The organism is Rheinheimera faecalis (genome assembly GCF_021290965.1).
Lineage (GTDB): Bacteria > Pseudomonadota > Gammaproteobacteria > Enterobacterales > Alteromonadaceae > Pararheinheimera > Pararheinheimera faecalis.
In genome coordinates, this window is record NZ_JAJOYT010000001.1 from 695,746 (window position 1) to 716,040 (window position 20,295).

General features: G+C 46.6%; 21 protein-coding genes. 2 read left to right on the forward strand and 19 right to left on the reverse strand.

Annotated elements, in window-relative coordinates; all coding sequences use genetic code 11:
• Window positions 1–25: 25 nt before the first annotated feature.
• From LSG34_RS03265 to yceD, 16 genes are all read right to left on the reverse strand, one after another.
• Entirely contained in the window at window positions 26–358 is a 333-nt protein-coding gene (locus tag LSG34_RS03265; RefSeq protein WP_233007369.1) for a hypothetical protein, read from the reverse strand.
• 61 nt (window positions 359–419) lie between these two features.
• A complete protein-coding gene (locus LSG34_RS03270) occupies window positions 420–1,139 on the reverse strand; it encodes a DUF4386 domain-containing protein (protein ID WP_233007370.1) in 720 nt (239 codons plus the stop codon).
• A 536-nt stretch (window positions 1,140–1,675) separates the two neighbouring features.
• Window positions 1,676–2,455, reverse strand: coding sequence for a TatD family hydrolase (locus LSG34_RS03275; protein WP_233007371.1), 780 nt, complete (start codon window positions 2,453–2,455; stop codon window positions 1,676–1,678).
• A 40-nt stretch (window positions 2,456–2,495) separates the two neighbouring features.
• Window positions 2,496–2,822, reverse strand: coding sequence for a PilZ domain-containing protein (locus LSG34_RS03280; protein WP_233007372.1), 327 nt, complete (start codon window positions 2,820–2,822; stop codon window positions 2,496–2,498).
• A gap of 12 nt (window positions 2,823–2,834) precedes the next feature.
• Window positions 2,835–3,764: a DNA polymerase III subunit delta' gene (gene holB, locus LSG34_RS03285; RefSeq protein WP_233007373.1), complete on the reverse strand. Its 930-nt coding sequence runs from the start codon at window positions 3,762–3,764 to the stop codon at window positions 2,835–2,837.
• Window positions 3,733–4,404 (reverse strand): dTMP kinase, encoded by a 672-nt coding sequence (tmk, locus tag LSG34_RS03290; RefSeq protein ID WP_233007374.1) that lies wholly within the window; start codon window positions 4,402–4,404, stop codon window positions 3,733–3,735. Before tmk ends, holB begins: the two co-directional genes overlap by 32 nt.
• On the reverse strand, window positions 4,401–5,441 hold the full coding sequence (gene mltG / locus LSG34_RS03295; RefSeq protein WP_233007375.1) for an endolytic transglycosylase MltG: 1,041 nt from the start codon (window positions 5,439–5,441) through the stop codon (window positions 4,401–4,403). The genes tmk and mltG overlap by 4 nt, the downstream gene beginning before the upstream one ends.
• A complete protein-coding gene (gene pabC / locus LSG34_RS03300; protein WP_233007376.1) occupies window positions 5,438–6,202 on the reverse strand; it encodes an aminodeoxychorismate lyase in 765 nt (254 codons plus the stop codon). The genes mltG and pabC overlap by 4 nt, the downstream gene beginning before the upstream one ends.
• A gap of 172 nt (window positions 6,203–6,374) precedes the next feature.
• Window positions 6,375–7,613: a beta-ketoacyl-ACP synthase II gene (fabF, locus tag LSG34_RS03305; RefSeq protein WP_233007377.1), complete on the reverse strand. Its 1,239-nt coding sequence runs from the start codon at window positions 7,611–7,613 to the stop codon at window positions 6,375–6,377.
• A 120-nt stretch (window positions 7,614–7,733) separates the two neighbouring features.
• Window positions 7,734–7,970: an acyl carrier protein gene (gene acpP, locus LSG34_RS03310; RefSeq protein WP_008898948.1), complete on the reverse strand. Its 237-nt coding sequence runs from the start codon at window positions 7,968–7,970 to the stop codon at window positions 7,734–7,736.
• Window positions 7,971–8,267: 297 nt separating this feature from the next.
• Window positions 8,268–9,017, reverse strand: a complete 750-nt coding sequence (fabG, locus tag LSG34_RS03315; protein ID WP_233007378.1) for a 3-oxoacyl-ACP reductase FabG — start codon at window positions 9,015–9,017, stop codon at window positions 8,268–8,270.
• 14 nt (window positions 9,018–9,031) lie between these two features.
• Window positions 9,032–9,967, reverse strand: a complete 936-nt coding sequence (gene fabD / locus LSG34_RS03320) for an ACP S-malonyltransferase (RefSeq protein ID WP_233007379.1) — start codon at window positions 9,965–9,967, stop codon at window positions 9,032–9,034.
• A 30-nt stretch (window positions 9,968–9,997) separates the two neighbouring features.
• Window positions 9,998–10,957 (reverse strand): beta-ketoacyl-ACP synthase III, encoded by a 960-nt coding sequence (locus tag LSG34_RS03325; protein WP_233007380.1) that lies wholly within the window; start codon window positions 10,955–10,957, stop codon window positions 9,998–10,000.
• 6 nt (window positions 10,958–10,963) lie between these two features.
• Window positions 10,964–12,004, reverse strand: coding sequence for a phosphate acyltransferase PlsX (gene plsX, locus LSG34_RS03330; RefSeq protein ID WP_233007381.1), 1,041 nt, complete (start codon window positions 12,002–12,004; stop codon window positions 10,964–10,966).
• Window positions 12,005–12,010: 6 nt separating this feature from the next.
• Window positions 12,011–12,178: a 50S ribosomal protein L32 gene (gene rpmF / locus LSG34_RS03335; protein ID WP_008898943.1), complete on the reverse strand. Its 168-nt coding sequence runs from the start codon at window positions 12,176–12,178 to the stop codon at window positions 12,011–12,013.
• 19 nt (window positions 12,179–12,197) lie between these two features.
• Complete coding sequence (gene yceD / locus LSG34_RS03340) at window positions 12,198–12,725, reverse strand: 23S rRNA accumulation protein YceD (protein ID WP_233007382.1); 528 nt, start codon at window positions 12,723–12,725, stop codon at window positions 12,198–12,200.
• A 266-nt stretch (window positions 12,726–12,991) separates the two neighbouring features.
• Here yceD and LSG34_RS03345 point away from each other — a divergent pair, with 266 nt between their 5' ends.
• On the forward strand, window positions 12,992–13,585 hold the full coding sequence (locus tag LSG34_RS03345; protein ID WP_233007383.1) for a Maf family protein: 594 nt from the start codon (window positions 12,992–12,994) through the stop codon (window positions 13,583–13,585).
• 184 nt (window positions 13,586–13,769) lie between these two features.
• Here LSG34_RS03345 and LSG34_RS03350 read toward each other — a convergent pair whose 3' ends face one another.
• The gene (locus LSG34_RS03350; RefSeq protein ID WP_233007384.1) at window positions 13,770–14,417 is read right to left on the reverse strand and encodes an HAD family hydrolase; all 648 of its coding nucleotides are present in this window, start codon (window positions 14,415–14,417) and stop codon (window positions 13,770–13,772) included.
• A 2-nt stretch (window positions 14,418–14,419) separates the two neighbouring features.
• Window positions 14,420–15,379, reverse strand: coding sequence for a 23S rRNA pseudouridine(955/2504/2580) synthase RluC (gene rluC / locus LSG34_RS03355; RefSeq protein ID WP_233007385.1), 960 nt, complete (start codon window positions 15,377–15,379; stop codon window positions 14,420–14,422).
• Between the two features lie 616 nt (window positions 15,380–15,995).
• Here rluC and rne point away from each other — a divergent pair.
• Entirely contained in the window at window positions 15,996–19,148 is a 3,153-nt protein-coding gene (gene rne, locus LSG34_RS03360) for a ribonuclease E (RefSeq protein WP_233007386.1), read from the forward strand.
• Between the two features lie 86 nt (window positions 19,149–19,234).
• Here the strand turns inward: rne and LSG34_RS03365 are convergent, their stop codons facing one another.
• Window positions 19,235–20,293, reverse strand: a complete 1,059-nt coding sequence (locus LSG34_RS03365) for an alpha/beta fold hydrolase (protein ID WP_233007387.1) — start codon at window positions 20,291–20,293, stop codon at window positions 19,235–19,237.
• Window positions 20,294–20,295: the final 2 nt, after the last annotated feature.

Sequence of the window (20,295 nt, forward strand, 5' to 3'; positions counted from 1 at the left end):
GTATGGATTTGTAGACAGGGATCATTCACATATGAACAGCTTCAAACGTTTCCAAACTCATTGCAACTCCCATTTTAAGTAACATATTAAATGCTTTCTCAATAGATTTTAGTCTAACCGTTTGCCCCATTTCATGATTGAATTGGATGTGCCCTATAAACACTTTGGTGATTTCGTGTGGCTGATATTTTTGGATTTTTTTAATAACAGCCTCAACTTCTTGTTCTATAGCTTCGCTGGTTTCATTACTAAACACATGAGTGCTTCCGTAAGTAGCTTTAAATGCTTCAACTTTTTCAAAGATATCAACCATTTTACTGACCTTACGACCAAGCATAAATGCACTAATTGGATTCATTATTTTCCCTTACTTTTTGTTTCATATAGATTAACAGAGCTCTACCAAAAAGGCCTTAGCTTTAACAACTGAAACTACGTTCCCACTTCTGCCTATTCACGCCTTTAATAATCATCCACAGGCTTAAAGTTAACTCGCCCACTAATACTGGCATCAAAATCCAGGGGAATAGCAACGATGCCAGAGCTGGTGCCAGCAATAAGGCCAGGCTATTAGTCAGATAACAGACACCAGCCAGCGCTAACATCACACCAATAAAAGCCGGAAAAAAGCCGGATTTAATAATCAGATAACCACGCAGCAAACAGGCCAGCGCAAAGAAAATGAACCCTATACCTAAGCCGTAACCGTGTAGCTGAATAGCAAGATAAGACCAGGCGGCCAATTGCTCAGAAGAAAACGCAGAAGCAGCGGCCCCTCCACCTAATAGCAGCAATGGAATGACTAACAGCAGCTTATTGGCCACCAGCATAGCGGTTTGGATCAGGTTAAAAAAAGTGGCGGCCAGATTAAGTCCAGCATTAACGCGCTTAAACAATAAATAAAACAGCACAATAATGGGGATATCCAGCAGTTGCATCGACAAATCCCCTACTATGCCGAGCCTCCACAATGAGGATGACGCCATAATATTCTGCGCTGTAGCTGCTGCATCTAAAGGAACCACCAGGGAGCCTCTGACCATCAATTCACCAAAAAGTCCTAACACAATAATGGCCAGATAAAACACTCCACTCAGGCGTACGTAAAATTGTGGCGATCGTTCAAAAGCAGAATTCATGGTTGGACCTTTTAGTGGCAGTGGTTATTAAGTGAATTGAATCAAGTAATTACACTGGCAGATCTCAGTTAAAAAAGATAGATACCACTCTATGAAACATATGGAGCCTCTGACTCTTTGTTTCAAAAACGAAACAAATAAAATCAGGTGGTGAGATAGTTCTGGCAGGAGTTTTTGCAGTTTTTATTAGATTAATTTTTTCTAACATTCATAACCTGTAAAAACTTTGGCTTCTATGGAGGTTTTATGACTCTGGTTTTAATTCTTCAGCAAAAGCTTATACAGCCTGAGGTGGAGTGGATAACTTGGGGATAACTGCGGTATAAGATCAGGATAAGTTTTGACTTCTGTTTCCGATTGAAGCACTTAAAAAGCAAAGACTGATGCAGGAAATTTCCGCAGCTTTGTCTACACTGAAAACCTGTAAGTTAACCTGTTTGTCCACTTTGGTTCCGTATAGCGCACGGCTCATTTAGATGAGCCATTCCCCTAAGCCCAGAATGAATCCCTTGATTCTGGGCTACTTTTCTCTTCAACTAAGCTTTTTTAACTGATTGAAACAGCTGATAAAAATTTGCTGAGGTTTGTTCTGCCAACAATTCAATACTGACATTACGCTGCTCTGCAATACAAGCGGCCACAGCACTGACGTAAGCAGGCTGGTTGGTTTTACCACGGTAAGGCACAGGAGCTAAATAAGGCGAGTCAGTTTCAATTAATAAGCGGTCAGCAGGAATTTGCCGTGCTACAGAGCGCAGCTCATCGGCGTTGCGAAAGGTAACTATGCCGGATAACGAAATATAAAAACCTAAATCCAAAGCAGCTTTTGCTGTATCCCAGTCTTCTGTAAAGCAGTGCAATACACCACCACAGTCAGCAGCACCACCAGAGCGCAATAAATTCAGAGTATCCGCTCTGGCATCACGGGTATGCACTATCAAAGGCTTTTTCAGTTCACGGCCGACCGCTATATGAGCGGCAAAAGCCTCTTGCTGAATAGCTTTGCTATCCGGGCTGTAAAAATAATCCAGGCCAGTTTCGCCGACAGCCACTACAGCGGGATCAGCACAATAACGACGCAGTAATTCGATATCGATTTGATCTTCCTGATGCAGCGGATGTTCACCACAAGACACTGACACTTGTGGATAAGCAGCCACCAGCTGTTTCATCGCAGGAAATTCTTTCAGACTGACCGATACACACAACATATGCTCTACTTTAGCAGTGGCGGCTTGTTGTAAAACTTCAGGCAGGGTCAGGGCTAATTTGTCCCACTCCAGACGGTCGAGGTGGCAATGTGAATCAACAAACAAAAGTGTTCTCCAAAATAGTATTTAAAACAGCCATATCAACTTAGAGGCTGTAGGTAGGCTCAGTAGAATCGAGCATACCACCTAATAATTTTTCAATTTTATCCTGCAACTGAAACTTATCGTCGATAAAAGCGACGCCAATGCCAGCCGGAGTAGAGCTTTGTGCGCCTTGTGGTGTCAGCCAGGCGACTTTACCGGACACACGCACAGCTTCCAGCGCGTCAGGTAAAGTGACGACTAAAGATAAAGAATGCCCCATACGGTAAGGCCGCGCAGTACGCACGAACAAACCGCCATTTTTCAGAAACGGCATATAGCAGCGGTACAGCTCTTTTAGCTCTGTAAAATCCAGTTGGATTTCGTCCACACGTAGCTCCTGTTACAACAAGGCCGAACGGAGTTGCACCAGCAAGGCTGATAAATTCAGCGCGGCATTTTGCCCTGTAATCAGCTGACGGTCACGACCCCATTGCTGCAAAGACAACAATAACTGGTGATGTTTTAGCTGCATATCAGCGCCTTTTTGCCACAACTCCTGTCGTACAAACCAGAATAAGGTCGAAGGTAATTGTTCAGTGTCAGGTAAATGCGCCAGCAGCTCATACATATCTAACTGAGCAGACACGAACTTCTTCAGCATAACCAATTGTGCAGAAATTGCTGCCGCTTCGTCGTTTTCTAATAATTTCAATGCTAATAAAGGTGCACCACCGACGTACTGCAGTAAAAATTCCGGTACAGGCCTGCTGCTGTGTTCCTGCAACCAGTGTTCAATCTGTTCACCATACACTGGCGCTAAAGCCCAGCTTTGACACCGGCTTAAAATAGTAGGCAACAGCTGCGCCGGATGAGCACTTTGTAAAATCAGAAAACTGTTTTGTGGTGGCTCTTCCAGGGTTTTTAATAAAGCATTGGCCGCGGCTTCTGTCATCAGTTCAGCCTGTGGAATAAGCGCCAGCTTGACGCCACCTTGCTGTGACGCACCATGCATAAACTGACCCAAAGCTCGTATCGGATCAACGCCAATACTGCTGCTGCCTTCTGTCGGTAATTGCCACAGATCCGGGTGATGACCAGAGGCCATCAACTGACAACTTTTACATAAACCACAAGGCAACTGCTGTTGCGGGCTTTTACATAACAAATAAGCGGCCAGACGTTTGGCAAGCGCCAGTTTGCCAATACCAACAGGGCCTGTCAGCAACAAAGCGTGATGCAACTGCCCTGCTTCTGCCAATTCAGTCAGTTTGTATTGATACGAGTCCAGCCAGGGGAAATCAGACATCTGTGCCAAGATCAGCCTTTGCATCACGGCTTAAAGATCCACTTTGATAAGCCTGTTGCAGTGCATTCAGTATCTGTTGCTGCACCAGCTCCATAGACTGACTGGCATCTATGGTGACTATATTGGCTTCAGTGGCTGCGATTTGCAGATACTTAGCCCGGGTGCGCTGGAAAAACGCCAGTTGCTCCTGCTCAATACGATCCAATTCACCGCGAGCCTGAGCACGTTGTAAACCTATAGCAGGGTCTATATCTAAATACAGCGTTAAATCCGGCGTTAAATCACCTAATACTACCTGACGAATGCTGTTGATCAGGCTTTCATCCAGTTGACGACCACCACCCTGATAAGCGCGGGACGATAAATCGTGACGGTCACCCAGCACCCAGCTGCCTTGCTGTAAGGCAGGCTGGATCACAGTTTTTACCAGCTGCACACGGGATGCATACATCAGCAATAATTCAGTTTCAGGCGCCACGACTTCATCCTGCACTTGTTTGACCAGCGTGCGGATTTGTTCGGCTAAAGGTGTGCCGCCTGGCTCACGGGTGCTGATAAACTTGATGTTATGTTCGTTCAGCCATTGCTGGATAGTACGGATAGCGCTGGTTTTACCCGCGCCTTCCAGCCCTTCCACCACAATAAAACGACCTAAAGTTGTCATTGTTTTTTCTTTTCCAAAACTTTCTTGCCAAAAATGTATTGCTGCACTGCGGCATTATGCTCTGCCAGAGTACGGGAAAACTGATGGGTGCCATCGCCTTTTGAGACAAAATACAGCCAGTCACTTTGTGCAGGCTGAGCCGCAGCTATGATAGAACTGCCACTTGGCGCCGCTATTGGACCCGGCGGTAAGCCAAAATGCTGATAGGTATTGTAAAGGTGCGGATTCTTTAAATCCGCTCTGGTGATATCGCCATTGAAACTATCACCTAAACCATAGATCACAGTTGGGTCTGTTTGTAGTTTCATGCCAAGTGCTAAGCGATTGACAAAAACCGAGCTGACCAGCGGTTTTTCTGGTTCATGGCCACTTTCTTTCTCGACAATGGATGCCATGGTCAACAGCTCATATGGTGTTTTGTAAGGTAAATTGGCTTGCCGGCTGTCCCATGCCTGCTGCACTCTTTGGATCAGCAGCTCGTTGGCACGTCTTAATAATTCAGTGCTGGTGCTGTTTGCTGTGTAATTGTAGGTTTCAGCAAAAAACAGGGCTTCGGCATTGGCAGGTTTATTGCCCCAGGCTTCAGGCCACTTTGCCAGTTCGACTAATGCAGCTTTATCCGTCAGATCATGCTGTAAATATTCGGCTTCGGCTAACCGCTTTAAGCTTTGGCTTAAGGTTTCACCTTCTTTAATGCTAAACGCAAACTGCGCCACTTTGCCACTGGCGAACAAATGCAGCATTTGTAATAAACGGGTTGGTTTTTGATCAGTGGGTACTCTGTACACGCCCTGATGCAACTTTGAAAGCTCAGGATGTATTCGCAAATAAATGGATAACCAACGGCACTGGGCGTTGCTCAGCAGATTTTGCTGCTGCCAGTTACGACAGAGTTTCATCGCGCTGTCGCCGGCTTTAATTTCTATATAAGCCTCTGTCAGCGGCAAACGGCTTTGGCTGTATTGTTGCCAGATATTGGTTAAACCAAAAAAACTGACCAGCGAGACTAACAGCACTACAAATATAGTTCGGATCAAAGCTCAACTCCGCTGACAAACTGACGCACCAGTTCGATATTTTTAGTTTGCCCGGCAAATTCCTTTACCGGCACTACACCCATCAGGGCATTACAAATCAATAAGGCTTCCGCTTGCTGCAGATCAGCCAGGCGATAACGACCTTCTGTCACTGATAGCTGAGTCATCAGATACTGACGCATCACGCCATTCACGCCAGCCTGATCCAGCGAAGGAGTAAACCATTGACCCTCTTTGAAAAACATCAGATTGGCAGCAGACGCTTCAATCACAGCATCACTTTGGTCCAGCACCACAAGCTCATCAACATCACTTTGAGCTAATTCGGCTTTAATCAACACTTGCTCCAGCCTGTTGTTGTGCTTAACACCAGCCAAAGCAGGTTGTTGTGCTAGTTTAAAACCTGCCAAGCCAAGGCGAATGCCCTGCTGTTGCCAGTTGCTGTAATCAGGTAAAGCTGCGGTGCTGATATAACAGCAAGGCGATTCAATACCTTGGGGGCTATAACCCCGTCCTGCCTGACCACGGCTTATCAATATTTTAATCACTTGATCAGGCGCTGAAATAGCCTGCTGGACTTGTGCTGTGAGCTCATCCGTATCAAAAGAATGGATCAGCAAAGCTTTGGCGCCCGATACTAAACGCTGCAGATGCAAATCCCACAGCATAGCTTTGCCACCTTTTACCCTTACTGTGGTAAAAAGCCCGTCACCATACTGAAAGCTGCGATCTGTGCTGCCGGGTGCCTGCAGATAAAGCATCAATACCCATCCAAAGCTTCTGTAAAAATCTGGCCGAAAGTATGCCTGAAATCAATGACTTTGGGAATGCAGGTGCCGAGTCTTGTATCAGACTCAAAAATGGCTAGAACAGCAGGAGTTTGAATTAAACAATCGATAGTAGGGTCAGAGCTAAAGCTCTGACCCTCTAATTTTAGATTTTCTTAAACAGAATAGAACCGTTAGTGCCGCCGAAACCAAAGGAATTACATAAAGCGTATTCCATTTTGGCATCTCGGGCCGTATGCGGTACATAATCTAAGTCACAACCTTCGTCCGGATTATCCAGGTTGATGGTTGGAGAGACTTTTTGATCGATCAGTGACAAGATCGTGATGATAGATTCAACAGAACCTGCAGCACCCAATAAGTGCCCCATCATCGACTTGCTGGAACTGACCATTAAACCTTCTGGTTTTGCACCAAAAATAGATTTAATCGCCATAGTTTCCGCTATGTCACCCGCTGGTGTGGACGTGCCGTGCGCATTGATATACTGCACCTGATCGGCGTTAATACCCGCATCACGTAAAGCATTTTTCATTGCCAAAGCAGCGCCACGACCATTTTCCGGCGGTGATGTCATATGATAGGCATCGCCACTCATACCAAAACCTACCAGTTCAGCGTATATTTTTGCACCACGGGCTTTAGCATGTTCGTACTCTTCCAGTACCACAACACCAGCTCCGTCGCCTAATACAAAACCGTCACGGTCTTTATCCCATGGACGACTGGCCTGTTGTGGCGCATCGTTACGGGTGGATAAAGCACGGGCGGCACCAAAACCACCCATACCTAAAGTAGTAGATGCTTTTTCTGCACCACCGGCAATCATCGCGTCCGCATCACCGTAAGCAATCATACGGGCAGCCTGACCAATGTTATGCACACCTGTAGTACAAGCGGTGACAATACTGATATTTGGACCTTGCAGACCTAACATGATGGATAAATGGCCTGAAATCATGTTGATAATGGTAGAAGGCACAAAAAACGGCGATAACCGACGTGGGCCGCTGTTCAGTAATTTGGTGTGGTTTTCTTCAATTAAACCTAAACCACCAATACCTGAACCTACAGCAACACCAATACGTTCGGCATTTTCTTCGTTAATTTCCAGTCCGGAATCCCGAAAGGCCTGCACACCGGCAGCGACACCGTACTGGATAAATAAATCCATTTTTTTGGCTTCTTTGGCCGGGAAAAACTGTTCGACGTCAAAATTTTTGACTAAACCAGCAAATTTGGTGGTGTAAGCCTCTGGATCAATATGATCAAACAGCGCTATTCCACTTTGACCTTGTAATAAAGCCTGCCAGGTCGATGTTACATCGTTCCCCAGGGGCGTTAGCATACCTAAGCCCGTCACAACCACTCGACGTTTTGCCACAGAATCCTCCGCAGTCTAATTTATTCTCTATTGCTGATCCGCCTCTGTACTGAATACGTAGCGGACAGCTTCAGAAACAAAAACGGGTAGCAGAGGCTACCCGTTTTGTCAGCTCAACGCTTACTCAGCGTGGGCCTTGATATAGTCGATAGCAGACTGTACCGTTGTAATTTTTTCAGCTTCTTCGTCTGGGATCTCTGTGTCGAATTCTTCTTCCAGAGCCATAACTAATTCTACTGTGTCCAGAGAGTCAGCGCCTAAATCGTCAACGAAAGAAGATTCGTGCTTCACTTCTTCTTCTTTAACGCCTAACTGCTCGATGATGATTTTTTTAACGCGTTCTTCGATGTTGCTCATCTTTTCTTCCTTTTTCTCATGTAAATCGCAACAATTGGTGCAATTTTGTGTGGCGGCTAGTTTATGCGTTAGCCTGATTTGTTGCAAGTAAAGCCATTAGCTTTTCCTGCTGGTCAAACCATTAGCCTTCGCCCTTGAAGCCGCAGCTTTGTTGACTTCGCTCTGTCGCCCCAATCACATAGGACAACTATGTTCATGGGGACTCTTCGCTTGTCGTCGCGCTGCAACTCCAATTACTTTGGCTAATAGCCTTAGTTCCTGAAGCTGAAATACAACTTCAATCACATCGGCTATGGCTTACACCATATACATACCGCCGTTGATATGGATGGTTTCACCCGTAATATATGCTGCCGGACCTGAAGCCAAAAAGGCTACAGCGGCTGCTATTTCTTCCGGCTGGCCCAGACGATTCGCCGGGACCTGGCTGAAAATTGCTTCTTTTTGCTCTTCTGACAATTCTTTGGTCATATCGGTGTCGATAAAACCTGGTGCAACAGCGTTCACCGTGATACCACGGGAGGCCACTTCTCTGGCCAATGACTTGGTGAAACCTAACACGCCCGCTTTCGCTGCAGCATAGTTCGTCTGACCCGCATTGCCCATAGAACCAACCACTGAACCTATGCTGATGATCCGGCCGTGACGCTTTTTCATCATGCTACGCAGCACAGCTTTACTTAAACGGTACACTGATGTCAAATTGGTTTGCATGATGTCGAACCATTCTTCTTCTTTCATGCGCATCAACAGGTTATCGCGGGTAATACCAGCGTTGTTCACCAGAATATCAATATCGCCAAACTGAGCTTTAATAGTCTCTAAACACTGCTCAATAGAAGCTGTATCGCCGACATTTAACACCAGGCCCTGACCTTTGTCACCTAAATAAGCGGAAATTGCTGCTGCACCTGATTCAGTTGTTGCAGTTCCAACCACTTTAGCGCCTAAAGCGGCTAATTGTTCAGCAATAGCGCGACCTATGCCACGGCTTGCGCCCGTGACTAGGGCCACCTGACCTTCTAACGAAATAAATGGAGTCGTCATTCTATGTAAGCCTTTTATTCTGCAGCTAAAGCGTCTTTTAATGACGCTACATCTGTCACTGAAGCCGTGTTCAGCTCTTTATTAATACGTTTAATTAAGCCACTTAATACCTTGCCTGCACCCAGTTCAATCACTGTGTCCACGCCTTGTGCAGCTAAAAACTCTATACTTTCTGTCCAGCGCACCGGACTATACAGCTGACGTACCAATGCATCTTTTATTGCAGCGGCATCAGCTGCAGCACTAACGTCGACATTGTTCACTACAGGTATGACAGCTGTATGAAACGAAATACTGTTTAAATCATCTGCCAGTTTATCTGCTGCAGGCTTCATTAAAGCGCAGTGTGACGGCACAGACACAGGTAAAGGCAGCGCACGTTTGGCACCAGCGGCTTTACAAAGTTCATTTGCACGTTCAACAGCAGCTTTATTACCAGCAATCACCACCTGGCCAGGCGAGTTGAAGTTGACAGGAGAAACCACTTCACCTTGTGCCGCTTCAGCACAGGCTTTAGCAATCAGCGCATCGTCCAGGCCTATAATGGCTGACATAGCACCAGTACCGGCAGGCACAGCCAGTTGCATATACTGACCACGTTTTTCCACCAGCTTGACTGCATCGGCCAGGTTTAATACACCAGCACAAACTAAAGCTGAATATTCACCTAAAGAGTGACCAGCTAAATAAGCAGGAGTCGCGCCGCCCTGCTCCAGCCATACTCTATACACAGCAACAGAGGCTGTTAATAAGGCAGGTTGAGTACGGTGTGTTTCGTTTAATGCTGTATCAGGACCATTGGCCACTAAGGCCCATAAGTCATAACCTAAAGCCGCAGAGGCTTCGGCGAAGGTGTCGCGAACAGTGGCAAATTCAGCATGAAGTTCGGCTAACATGCCTACGCTTTGTGAACCCTGTCCTGGAAATACCAATGCAAGTTTGTTGTTCATCATTGTTCTCGCAATATTCTCGTACTATCGTTAATAACGTATTAAAGCAGAAGCCCAGGCAAAACCGCTGCCAAATGCTTCGAGCAAAATAGTTTGTCCACGCTGGATACGACCATCACGCACAGCTTCATCTAAGGCTGTAGGCACTGTCGCAGCTGAAGTGTTGCCATAACGGTCGAGGTTAATCACCACCTGATCCATCGACATATCCAGTTTACGGGCCACAGCGGAGATAATGCGCAGGTTGGCCTGATGTGGCACTAACCAGTCGATTTGGGATTTATCCATATTGTTGGCAGCAAGGGTTTGCTCGACCACTTCAGATAAACGGGTGACTGCAACTTTAAATACTTCGTTGCCTTTCATCGCGCCCCAGGAATTATGCACTGAAGCTTCGACACCACGTATAGGGTTGTCGACATACAATAATTCTGAGTATTTACCGTCAGCATGAATATGAGTGGATAAAATACCTGGCTGCTCTGATGCTTCTAAAATCACAGCACCTGCAGCATCACCAAATAAAATCACCATGCTACGATCTTCAGGGCTCATTAAACGCGATAAACAATCTGAGCCTATCACCAGCACTCGTTTTGCCATGCCACTTTTTACATACTGGTCAGCAATACTTAAGGCATAACAAAAGCCAGCACAGGCTGCTGCAACGTCAAAAGCCGGAATGCCAGGCATATCCAGTTCACGCTGCACTTCGCAGGCTGCACTTGGCAAAGCACGGGAAGCACTGGTAGTCGCCAGTACTATCATGTCGATGGAGTTTTTGTCGATGCCAGCTGCTTCAATAGCTTTTAATGCAGCCTGAGCTCCCATAGTAGCGACAGTTTCGTTGTCACCTATAATGCGGCGTTCTTTGATACCGGTACGTTCGATGATCCACTCGTCTGTGGTTTCAACCATGGTTTCGAGATCAGCATTGGTTCTGACCTGAGACGGAAAGTAACTTCCGGTTCCAATAATGCGTGAATACATTGGGCCCTACGCTTTGTCAATTAATACGTGTTCCAGCCTGTCTTTGATCTTCACCGGCACCTGGCGTTCAACCTCGCGCACGGCCTGACGGATGGCACTAAGAAATGCTTCTTTTGTCGCATTTCCATGACTCTTCACTACAATTCCGCGCAATCCTATCAGACTTGCCCCGTTATACTGGTCGGGGTTCACGCCTAAAGACATACTTTTCAGGAAAGGTTTGATTAACCAGCCGAAAAGTTGAGCAGACATGGAGTTTTTCAGTGCAGTTTCTAAGCGTTTTAAGATGAGTTTCGCTACACCTTCACAGGTTTTCAGCGCTACATTGCCAACAAAGCCATCACAAACTATAACGTCAGCTTTGCCGGAAAAAATGTCATTGCCTTCGATATAGCCAATGTAATTGATATCCGCACATTCGGATAAGAGTAAGGAGGTTCGCTTGATTTGATCCGAACCTTTGATTTCTTCTTCGCCCATGTTCAGCAAAGCCACTTTGGGTTTGACTATGCCTTCCACCTCTTCAGCCATCACAGCGCCCATCACGGCAAACTGGAACAAGGTGTCTGAATCACAATTGACCGTAGCGCCCAAATCCAGCATAAAAACCGGACTGCCGACAGTAGAAGGCAGGCTACTTATTAAAGCAGGACGTTCAACACCGTTCAGCATCTTCAATACAAAATGCGCCATAGCAATCAAAGCCCCGGTATTACCGGCACTGACGCAAGCGGCCACTTTGTTTTGTTCGACGAGATCCAGAGCAATACGCATCGACGACTGGCGCTTGTTGCGCAAAGCCACAGAAGGTTTGTCGGTCATCAGAACAGTTTGGGAAGCATGCTGAACAGAAAGCTGAGGATGGTTTAAATATCCGGCTTGTTCTAATTCATGGGTAAGAATTTCAGAATCGCCACACAGAACTAAATCTACATGGGGGTATTCACACAGCGCTTCTATAGCTGCAGGAATAGTTGATTGGGGGCCATGGTCGCCCCCCATCATGTCTAAAGCTATTTTAAGTCGTAGTGGTTGCAACGAGTGCATCCAAACTTACTTAATTACTTTACGACCTTTGTAGTAACCATCTTCAGTGATGTGGTGACGACGGTGCGTCTCACCTGAAGTTGCGTCTACAGACAGCGTTGGCCCAGTCAACGCATCATGAGAACGACGCATGTCACGTCTTGCACGAGATTTTTTGTTTTGCTGTACAGCCATTGCCTTTCTCCTAAAAAAACTATTTTTTCTTCAATTCTTGCAATATTGCAAATGGGTTCGGTTTTTCTGGTTCCGGTTCTATTTCTCCCCAGCTCATCTGCACTTTGGTTGGATCACAAGATCCTTCGTCGTGCATCGGAAACAAGGGTAAAGCCAGAATTAATTCGTCCTCAACCAATTGCCTCAAGTTAACTTCGCCGTGTTCGTTTTTTTCGACCACTTCGTAGCGCTCTGGAATATCGTCATGAGCCGAATCTTTGTCACTCCGAATTGGAGTGTATGCAAAACTGGTGTTCAGTTCCAGGCTCATGTGTTCGCTACAGCGTTCACACTTCACTTGTACCTGACAACGAGCATGAGCTTCAATGAAGACCAAACCCTGTTCATCAGTTCCACAATTTACTACTACGTCTACATCACCCTCAGAACTTACTAACGAGTCAGTTAATCTGGTTAAAGTAACCAGAGGAACTATACCATCAAAGGTTGCACGTTTCTGCGCAGCTCGGGTTGGATCAAGGGTAATTGGAATTTTTACCTTTTGCATAAGGCGCGCATCATATAGATCGAGGCTAAAGCTGTCAAAGGATTCCTGCCTCTTTTTTGTTAATTATTCCCGCCTAAACCGCTGTTCTGACGGCCGTTCTGGCTTAATCTACCCAAAGTAACTGATGTTGCAGCGCGACGACAAGCTTTTGAGACCCCATGAGCATAGATAAACTATGTGATTGGGGCGAAAAAGCGCAGTCAACAAAGTTGCAACTTCAGGTAGGAAGGGTATAGTGCGGCGCATTGTCCCAACGAGGTGCTTTTATGTCAACTCAAGCTTTATATTTAGCCTCTACTTCTGTGTATCGTAAGGCTTTATTGGAAAAACTTACACCGAACTTTTCTACCGCAAAACCTGATGTAGACGAAACAGCTCTGCCTGGTGAAACACCGGAACAACTGGTTAGCCGCTTAGCTGTATTAAAAGCACAAGCTGTGGCCAATAACCTGACTGAAGGTTTAGTCATAGGTTCAGACCAGGTGGCTGTGTTTAACGGTCAAATCCTCGGTAAACCTCATACCGCCGAAAATGCCTATAAACAGTTAAAAAGCTTCAGCGGCCATTGTGTGACCTTTTTAACTGGCCTGGCTCTGGTCAACGCACAAACCAAACAACATCAGCTTTGTGTTGAGCCTTTTAAAGTGCATTTTCGTGAATTAACAGACACCGAAATTCTTACCTATATAGAGAGAGAGCAACCACTAAACTCCGCTGGTAGCTTTAAAAGCGAAGGTTTGGGTATCAGTTTGTTTGAAAAGCTCGAAGGCGACGACCCAAACAGCTTAATAGGCCTGCCACTGATTCGTTTATTAGAGATGCTAAGAAACGAAGGCAGGGATTTGCTAACGCAACCTTGATCAGATCCTTTAAACACAGCACATATAACTACTAACACCCTCCCCTTAGCCGCTGCTTTCGAAGCGGCCAGGGTCGCCTTTTCTTTGCGCCTCTTTCTTTTGGCGACGCAAAAGAAAGAGGCTCGCCTTCGGCGAAAGCGTTTTATTCAATTCTTTAATCGATATCTAAAGTTTGAACTTTCAATTAAAGCGCCGTTAACAGCTCTGGCAGCGAATCAATTATCGCTTTAGGTTGATAACGGCTTAACTCTTCCCTGCCATGCACACCATGAGTAACCCCAATACGTGGCATCTCTATAGCTTGCGCCATTGCCATATCGTGAATAGTGTCGCCGACCATAATAGCGCGGTGAGCGGGTAAGTTCAGTTCCGCCAGAATTTGCTTTAGCATATCAGGGCTGGGCTTCGATTCTGCTTCATCGGCGCAGCGGCTGGTGGTGAAGTACGGTTCTAATCCGGTTTCTTCAAACATCCGCTTTAAACCTTTGCGTGCTTTGCCTGTCGCTACAGCTAACAACATGCCTTGTTGCTTCAGCTCCTGCATCACCTGCTCTGCCCCTTCGAATAAAGGGGTAGGCGGATGTTCATGCGATAAATACTGGTCGCGGTAATGTTCAAACACAGTCTGGCGCTGCGTGCCGTTGATACCAGGGAATAAAATATCAAACACAGGGTCCAGGCTCAGACCAATAATTTGTTTCACCTGATGTTCAGTTGGCACCACTAAACCAGAGAGCTCTGCAGCGGAGCGCATCGAGGAGACAATACGACCCACTGAATCCATCACTGTGCCGTCCCAGTCAAAGACGACTAAAGCTATATCCGAACTCATGCTTATTTTCTCTTCAGTTTTTCAAGCACACTGCTTAGTGCATTGTCTAAAGGCGCTTCGCAGGTTAATAGCTTACCAGTGCCCGGATGGGTAAAAGTCAGAGTTTTGGCATGCAAATACAAACGGTTTAAACCCAGCTTCTGCATTTGTGAGGTAAATTCGTTATCACCGTATTTGTCATCACAGGCAATGGCATGACCTTTACAGGCGGTATGCACACGAATTTGGTGAGTACGACCAGTCACAGGGAAAGCTTCAACTAAAGTACCTTCCTCGTAGCGCTGCAGAATTTTAAAGCGGGTTTCTGAAGGTTTACCTAAAGCTTCATCCACTTTCACCACACGCTCGCCACTTTGTAAGGTGTTTTTGCGCAGCGGATCTGTGACTTTTTTGATTTTGCTGTCCCACTGACCTGCCACTAAAGCCCAGTATTTTTTCTCTACTGTTTTGAGACGCAGCTGTTCGTGCAGATTGGTCAGCACAGAACGTTTTTTTGCAATCAATAAACAACCTGAGGTATCACGGTCTAAACGATGCACCAGTTCAAGATGACGGGCAGTTGGACGTAATGCCCTTAATGCTTCAATCACACCAAAAGATAAACCGCTGCCACCATGCACTGCCATACCCGTAGGTTTGTTCAGTACGATTAAATCGTTGTCTTCAAAAAGAATATGGCTTTCCAGGTTTTTCACCATAGCCAGGCCAGTCGACACCGGCTCTTTTTCCGGCTCGTCATGAACCACCAGTGGCGGCACCCGTACCTGATCACCGGCTTGCAGTTTGTACTCAGGTTTTATTCTTTTTTTATTAACCCGCACTTCACCTTTGCGCAAAACCCGATAAATCACACTCTTTGGTACGCTCTTCAGCCGTGCCATTAAGAAGTTATCTATGCGTTGACCGGAATAATCGTCTTCTACATCAATATATTGCACCGGAGTTTTGATATTTTCAGTCATGCGTTTCAGTTACTCTGCTAAGCTTAAATTAAGTTGCTATTGGTCGCTAATTAGTGGGATAATTATCGGGCTAATTATGCCAAAAATGGCAATTAGGGCGCTCAAAGTGACGTAAGAGAAAATGTGAGGCACCGTTCGGGAGGCAGATCATACCGAATTCGTTGGGAAAACCAACGTATTTATACTCTGCGGGCGAGAATAACGCTAATTTGTCTGAAGTAATGCTGCGTAATTTATTACTGACAGAGACAAAACACAGATTCCGGTCACTTAGGCAAAAAAAAATTGCGACAACGCAGCGCGGTATCGCGCGATCTCTGTGTCAGATCACAGCAAAAAACATTTAAGTGCGGCCCTGACAAGGCGGCGCCAAATATACTGAAGCAGGTTTAAGTTAGAGTAGGTCGACAAGCACGCAAACCAGGTTGGGCTCAGAACCCACTAAATAGGCAGAGCAAATGCAGTCAACTCCAGGTAACGCTAACCAGCAAAAGTATAAAATGAGTTAGCTCAAGCATTCCCAGTCGAGAGACTGCAGCATTGATATGTTTGACCATCTGAAACGCGGACGCAGGATGTCGTTGCGTTGTGGCCTATGTAATAGAGTCACAAAACAATGAAAAGAATGTTAATTAACGCCACGCAGGAAGAAGAAATCCGCGTAGCACTTGTCGATGGACAAAAATTATACGACCTGGATATCGAAAGCCCAGGACACGAACAGAAAAAAGCAAACATCTACAAAGGAAGAATCACCCGGGTTGAGCCCAGTCTGGAAGCAGCTTTTGTTGATTATGGCTCTGAACGCCATGGCTTTTTACCTCTGAAAGAAATCTCCCGCGAATATTTCCCTGCCGGTTATACCTTTGATGGTCGCCCAAACATTAAAGAAGTGGTCAAAGAAGGTCAGGAAGTTATTATCCAGATCGATAAAGAAGAACGTGGCCAAAAAGGCGCAGCCTTAACCACATTCATCTCTTTAGCTGGTTCTTATTTAGTACTGATGCCTAACAATCCTCGCGCCGGTGGTATTTCCCGTCGTATTGAAGGTGACGAGCGTCAGGATTTAAAAGACTCGCTGGATCAATTACAACTGCCAGACGGCATGGGTTTAATTGTTCGTACCGCTGGTGTGGGTAAATCTCACGAAGAGTTGGATTACGACTTAAAAGCTTTATTAAAGCACTGGTCTGCTATTACTCACGAAGCCCAAAACCGCCCTGCTCCATTTCTGATCCATCAGGAAAGCAACGTGGTATTCCGCGCTATTCGTGATTACCTGCGCCGTGATGTCGGTGAAATACTGATCGACAACCCACGTATTTTCGAAGAAGCCAAAGTTTATATTCAGCAGTTCCGTCCTGATTTTGCCCACCGCGTCAAAATGTATCAGGGCGAAGTGCCGCTGTTTATGCATTTCCAGATTGAAACTCAGATTGAATCCGCTTTCCGCCGTGAAGTGCGTTTACCTTCTGGTGGCTCTATTGTCATCGACAGCACTGAAGCCTTAACTGCTATTGACATCAACTCGTCAAAAGCAACTAAAGGTGGTGACATCGAAGAAACAGCCTTTAATACCAACTTAGAAGCCGCAGATGAAATTGCCCGTCAATTACGTTTACGTGACTTAGGTGGTTTGATTGTGATCGACTTCATCGATATGACGCCAGTTCGTCATCAACGTGAAGTAGAAAACCGCTTAAAAGACGCCGTAAAACAAGACCGTGCCCGCGTTCAGATTGGCCGCATTTCACGTTTTGGTTTACTGGAAATGTCACGTCAGCGTTTACGTCCTTCGTTGGGCGAATCTGCCACTCACGTTTGTCCACGTTGTCATGGCCGCGGCACTATCCGCAGCACTGAGTCTTCAGCTCTGTCGATTTTACGTTTAATCGAAGAAGAAGCCATTAAAGACAACACCAGTCAAATTCATGCTCAGGTGCCGGTCTCTGTTGCCACTTACCTGATGAATGAAAAACGTGATTCAGTACGTCGTATTGAAAGCCGTCATGGTATCCGGATTTACATCATTCCTAACGAACATATGGAAACGCCAAACTACGAAGTGACGCGCATCCGTATCGACGAAGAGATTGAAGAGTCCAGCTACAACATGGTGAAAGCTCCTGCTATCGGCAGTGCTGTCTATCACCCAATCGGCGAAAACGTCAAAGAAAAACCAGCAGTATCCGCCATTAATATGGCTGAAGCTTCTGCCTCTGCCGCGCCAGCTGTAGCTGCTGCATCTCGCAAAGTTGAAGTAGCTGAAGTAAAAGATGCAGGCCCAAGCCTGGTTGATTCTGTGGTGGGTTGGTTTAAATCTTTATTCGCTGCTGCACCAGTACCAGAGAAAAAAGTGGAAGAAGCACCACGCCGCAGTAATAACCGTGATAACAACAGACGTCGTAACAACAAGAATCGCCGCCGTCAGGAAGGGGATGACAAAGTTGCAAAAGACGACAACACAGCTCCAGCGAAAGCTGAGCGCACTAATGAGCGTAACCAGGAACAACGAGCTCCAAGACAGGATAAACCTCGTCAGGAACGTGGTGAACGCCCGGAACGTGGAGAGCGCACAGAGCGAGCTGAACGTGGTGAACGACCAGAGCGCACTGAAAGACCAGAACGTACTGAACGTCCGGAACAGAAGAAACCTGTATCAGAACGTCCAGCTCCGGTCAAAGCCGTAGACCACGACGAAGAGCACAGCACTAAGATTGTTGAACGCCGTCAACGCCGTCAGATGCGCAAGTCTGTACGTCATGAAAAAGAAGGCGTTGAAGCAGTTGCAGTTGAAGCAGCTATTGTAGCTACACCTGTTATTGAAACCCCGGTAGTTGCTCCTGTCGCCATCGACACTGCAGCAGCAGAAATTGCAGCAGCGCCAGTTAACGAAGCAGTTGCAGTGATTGAAGCACCTGTTCAGGCTGATGCTGTTGAAGCTGACTCTGTGGATACTGATGCTGGTGAAACAACTGGTGCAGAAGGCACTGATGCGGAAAAAGAAGCAGCTGAAGGCCGTAGCCGCAGCCGTCGTTCTCCTCGTCATTTACGTGCTGCTGGTCAGAAACGTAAAAAAGAGCAACAGGACCAGGAAGCTGAAGAAGCTCTAGCTGCCCGTTACCCTGAAGATCAGGACGCTGTGGTAAGCACTGAACAGCAACTGGATCTGCCTATCGCAGAAGAAGCGAAAGAAGTGGCTGTTGTTGAAGCTAAACCAGCTCCAGTCGTTGAAGCTGCTCCTGTTGCTGTTGAACCAGCGCCAGTGGTTGAAGCTACACCTGTTGCTGCTAAACCAGCTCCGGTCGTTGAAACTGCTCCAGTTGCTGCTAAACCAGCGCCAGTGGTTGAAGCTGCTCCTGTTGCTGCTGAACCAGCTCCGGTCGTTGAAGCTGCACCTGTTGCTGAACCAGCGCCAGTAGTGGAAGCTACTCCAGTTGCTGCTGAACCTGCTCCGGCCGTTGAAACTGCACCTGTTGCTGAAGAAGCTCCAAAAGCCAAAACACGTAAAGCGCCTGCGAAAAAAGTAGTAGCTGAAGTGAAAGCTCCGGTTGCTGCTGGTAACAGATACGCAAAAATGGTGACTGCGGATATGACTAAACCTGTTGCCAAAGCTGAAGCTCCGGCTACTGTTGAAGCAGCACCTCAGACAACCAGCATGGATAACAGCGAACGACCACTGGTCATCAGCTCTGAACGTCCAGGTGGCTCTGCCTCTGCCCGTCAGATGAGTGTTGCTCCTATGACAAAACCTGGTTCAGCTGAATAAGCTGGTTTAAAACCAAAAAGAAAGGCCACCGCAAGGTGGCCTTTTTGTTTGCTTTGTTAAAGCGATATCTCACAGGCTAAGCGCTGTTACTCCGATGCGAAATGCGTCAGCACCTTCTCAAGCACTTGCTGACGAATTTCATCCTGCTCAAACAAGAGTTCATGTTTTGCGCCTTTAATTTGCTGCAAGCCACCCACACAACCTGAGTTTGGATTATTTGCCAGTACAGCGCAAAACTCTTGCTGTGCTGTTGCTGACACTAGCGTATCCAGCTCTGCCTGCATCACCAGCACAGGAATTTTAATCTTGTCTGACTGCTGTTGCATATCAGGTAATACGGCGCACGCCTGATCAAGCCAGCCCCAGGTGGCGCCACCTAATTGCAGCTGCGGATTATCCTGATACAAAGTTTGCATCCACTGATAACGCTCTTTTGACCCAGTAAGCTCATTACCTTCAAAAGGCCCTGCGGCATAAGGCTTGTCCGCAAAACCTGCGTAACCTTCTGTGGAAAACAATGTCACTGTTGATGCCAGACGACAGGCATCCCACTCGTCATAGGCCAGCTTGCCATTAATACCGTGCATAGGTGCAGACAGCGCCGCTTTTTGAAATACATCAGGGTGCTGCTGCAAATACAAGGTACTGATAGCTCCGCCCATAGAATGACCTAGCAGGTATAAAGGTAGCTTTTTCTCTGCTTGCTCTTTATCCACCAGTGCAACCCGACTGACCAGTTGATGCATATCATCAATATACTGCTGAAAATCTTCGATATGCCCTTTGTGTGGATTATCTGTTAAGCGAGTCGATACTCCCTGCCCCCGGTGATCAAACATCAGCACCTGATAGCCTTGTTGTGTCAGCTCATAAGCCAGTTCCTGATACTTCAGATAGGATTCAGTGCGGCCATTAACCACTACGACTGTGGCCTTTACTTGCTCCAGCCCACTCTGTTCCGGCTTAACCAATACATAGTGCAAGCTGGTGCCGTCCTGCAACTCCAATTTCTGCGGCGCGACGCCTTGCCAGAAAGGAGCAATCTGCTGTTGATACAACACAGCGAAGTTATCTGTAGCCTGTGCCGGGGCTGTATGCACACCACAGAAGAGTGCGGCAGTCAGCAGTGAATAACTCAATTTCATAA

Bases quoted from the DNA above. Each gene is read 5' to 3' on its own strand.
- LSG34_RS03265 (WP_233007369.1), bottom strand. From the start codon at position 358: ATGAATCCAATTAGTGCATTTATGCTTGGTCGTAAGGTCAGTAAAATG.
- LSG34_RS03270 (WP_233007370.1), bottom strand. From the start codon at position 1,139: ATGAATTCTGCTTTTGAACGATCGCCACAATTTTACGTACGCCTGAGT.
- holB (WP_233007373.1), bottom strand. From the start codon at position 3,764: ATGCAAAGGCTGATCTTGGCACAGATGTCTGATTTCCCCTGGCTGGAC.
- tmk (WP_233007374.1), bottom strand. From the start codon at position 4,404: ATGACAACTTTAGGTCGTTTTATTGTGGTGGAAGGGCTGGAAGGCGCG.
- pabC (WP_233007376.1), bottom strand. From the start codon at position 6,202: ATGCTTTATCTGCAGGCACCCGGCAGCACAGATCGCAGCTTTCAGTAT.
- acpP (WP_008898948.1), bottom strand. From the start codon at position 7,970: ATGAGCAACATCGAAGAACGCGTTAAAAAAATCATCATCGAGCAGTTA.
- fabG (WP_233007378.1), bottom strand. From the start codon at position 9,017: ATGACGACTCCATTTATTTCGTTAGAAGGTCAGGTGGCCCTAGTCACG.
- fabD (WP_233007379.1), bottom strand. From the start codon at position 9,967: ATGAACAACAAACTTGCATTGGTATTTCCAGGACAGGGTTCACAAAGC.
- LSG34_RS03325 (WP_233007380.1), bottom strand. From the start codon at position 10,957: ATGTATTCACGCATTATTGGAACCGGAAGTTACTTTCCGTCTCAGGTC.
- plsX (WP_233007381.1), bottom strand. From the start codon at position 12,004: ATGCACTCGTTGCAACCACTACGACTTAAAATAGCTTTAGACATGATG.
- rpmF (WP_008898943.1), bottom strand. From the start codon at position 12,178: ATGGCTGTACAGCAAAACAAAAAATCTCGTGCAAGACGTGACATGCGT.
- yceD (WP_233007382.1), bottom strand. From the start codon at position 12,725: ATGCAAAAGGTAAAAATTCCAATTACCCTTGATCCAACCCGAGCTGCG.
- LSG34_RS03345 (WP_233007383.1), top strand. From the start codon at position 12,992: ATGTCAACTCAAGCTTTATATTTAGCCTCTACTTCTGTGTATCGTAAG.
- LSG34_RS03350 (WP_233007384.1), bottom strand. From the start codon at position 14,417: ATGAGTTCGGATATAGCTTTAGTCGTCTTTGACTGGGACGGCACAGTG.
- rluC (WP_233007385.1), bottom strand. From the start codon at position 15,379: ATGACTGAAAATATCAAAACTCCGGTGCAATATATTGATGTAGAAGAC.
- rne (WP_233007386.1), top strand. From the start codon at position 15,996: ATGAAAAGAATGTTAATTAACGCCACGCAGGAAGAAGAAATCCGCGTA.
- LSG34_RS03365 (WP_233007387.1), bottom strand. From the start codon at position 20,293: ATGAAATTGAGTTATTCACTGCTGACTGCCGCACTCTTCTGTGGTGTG.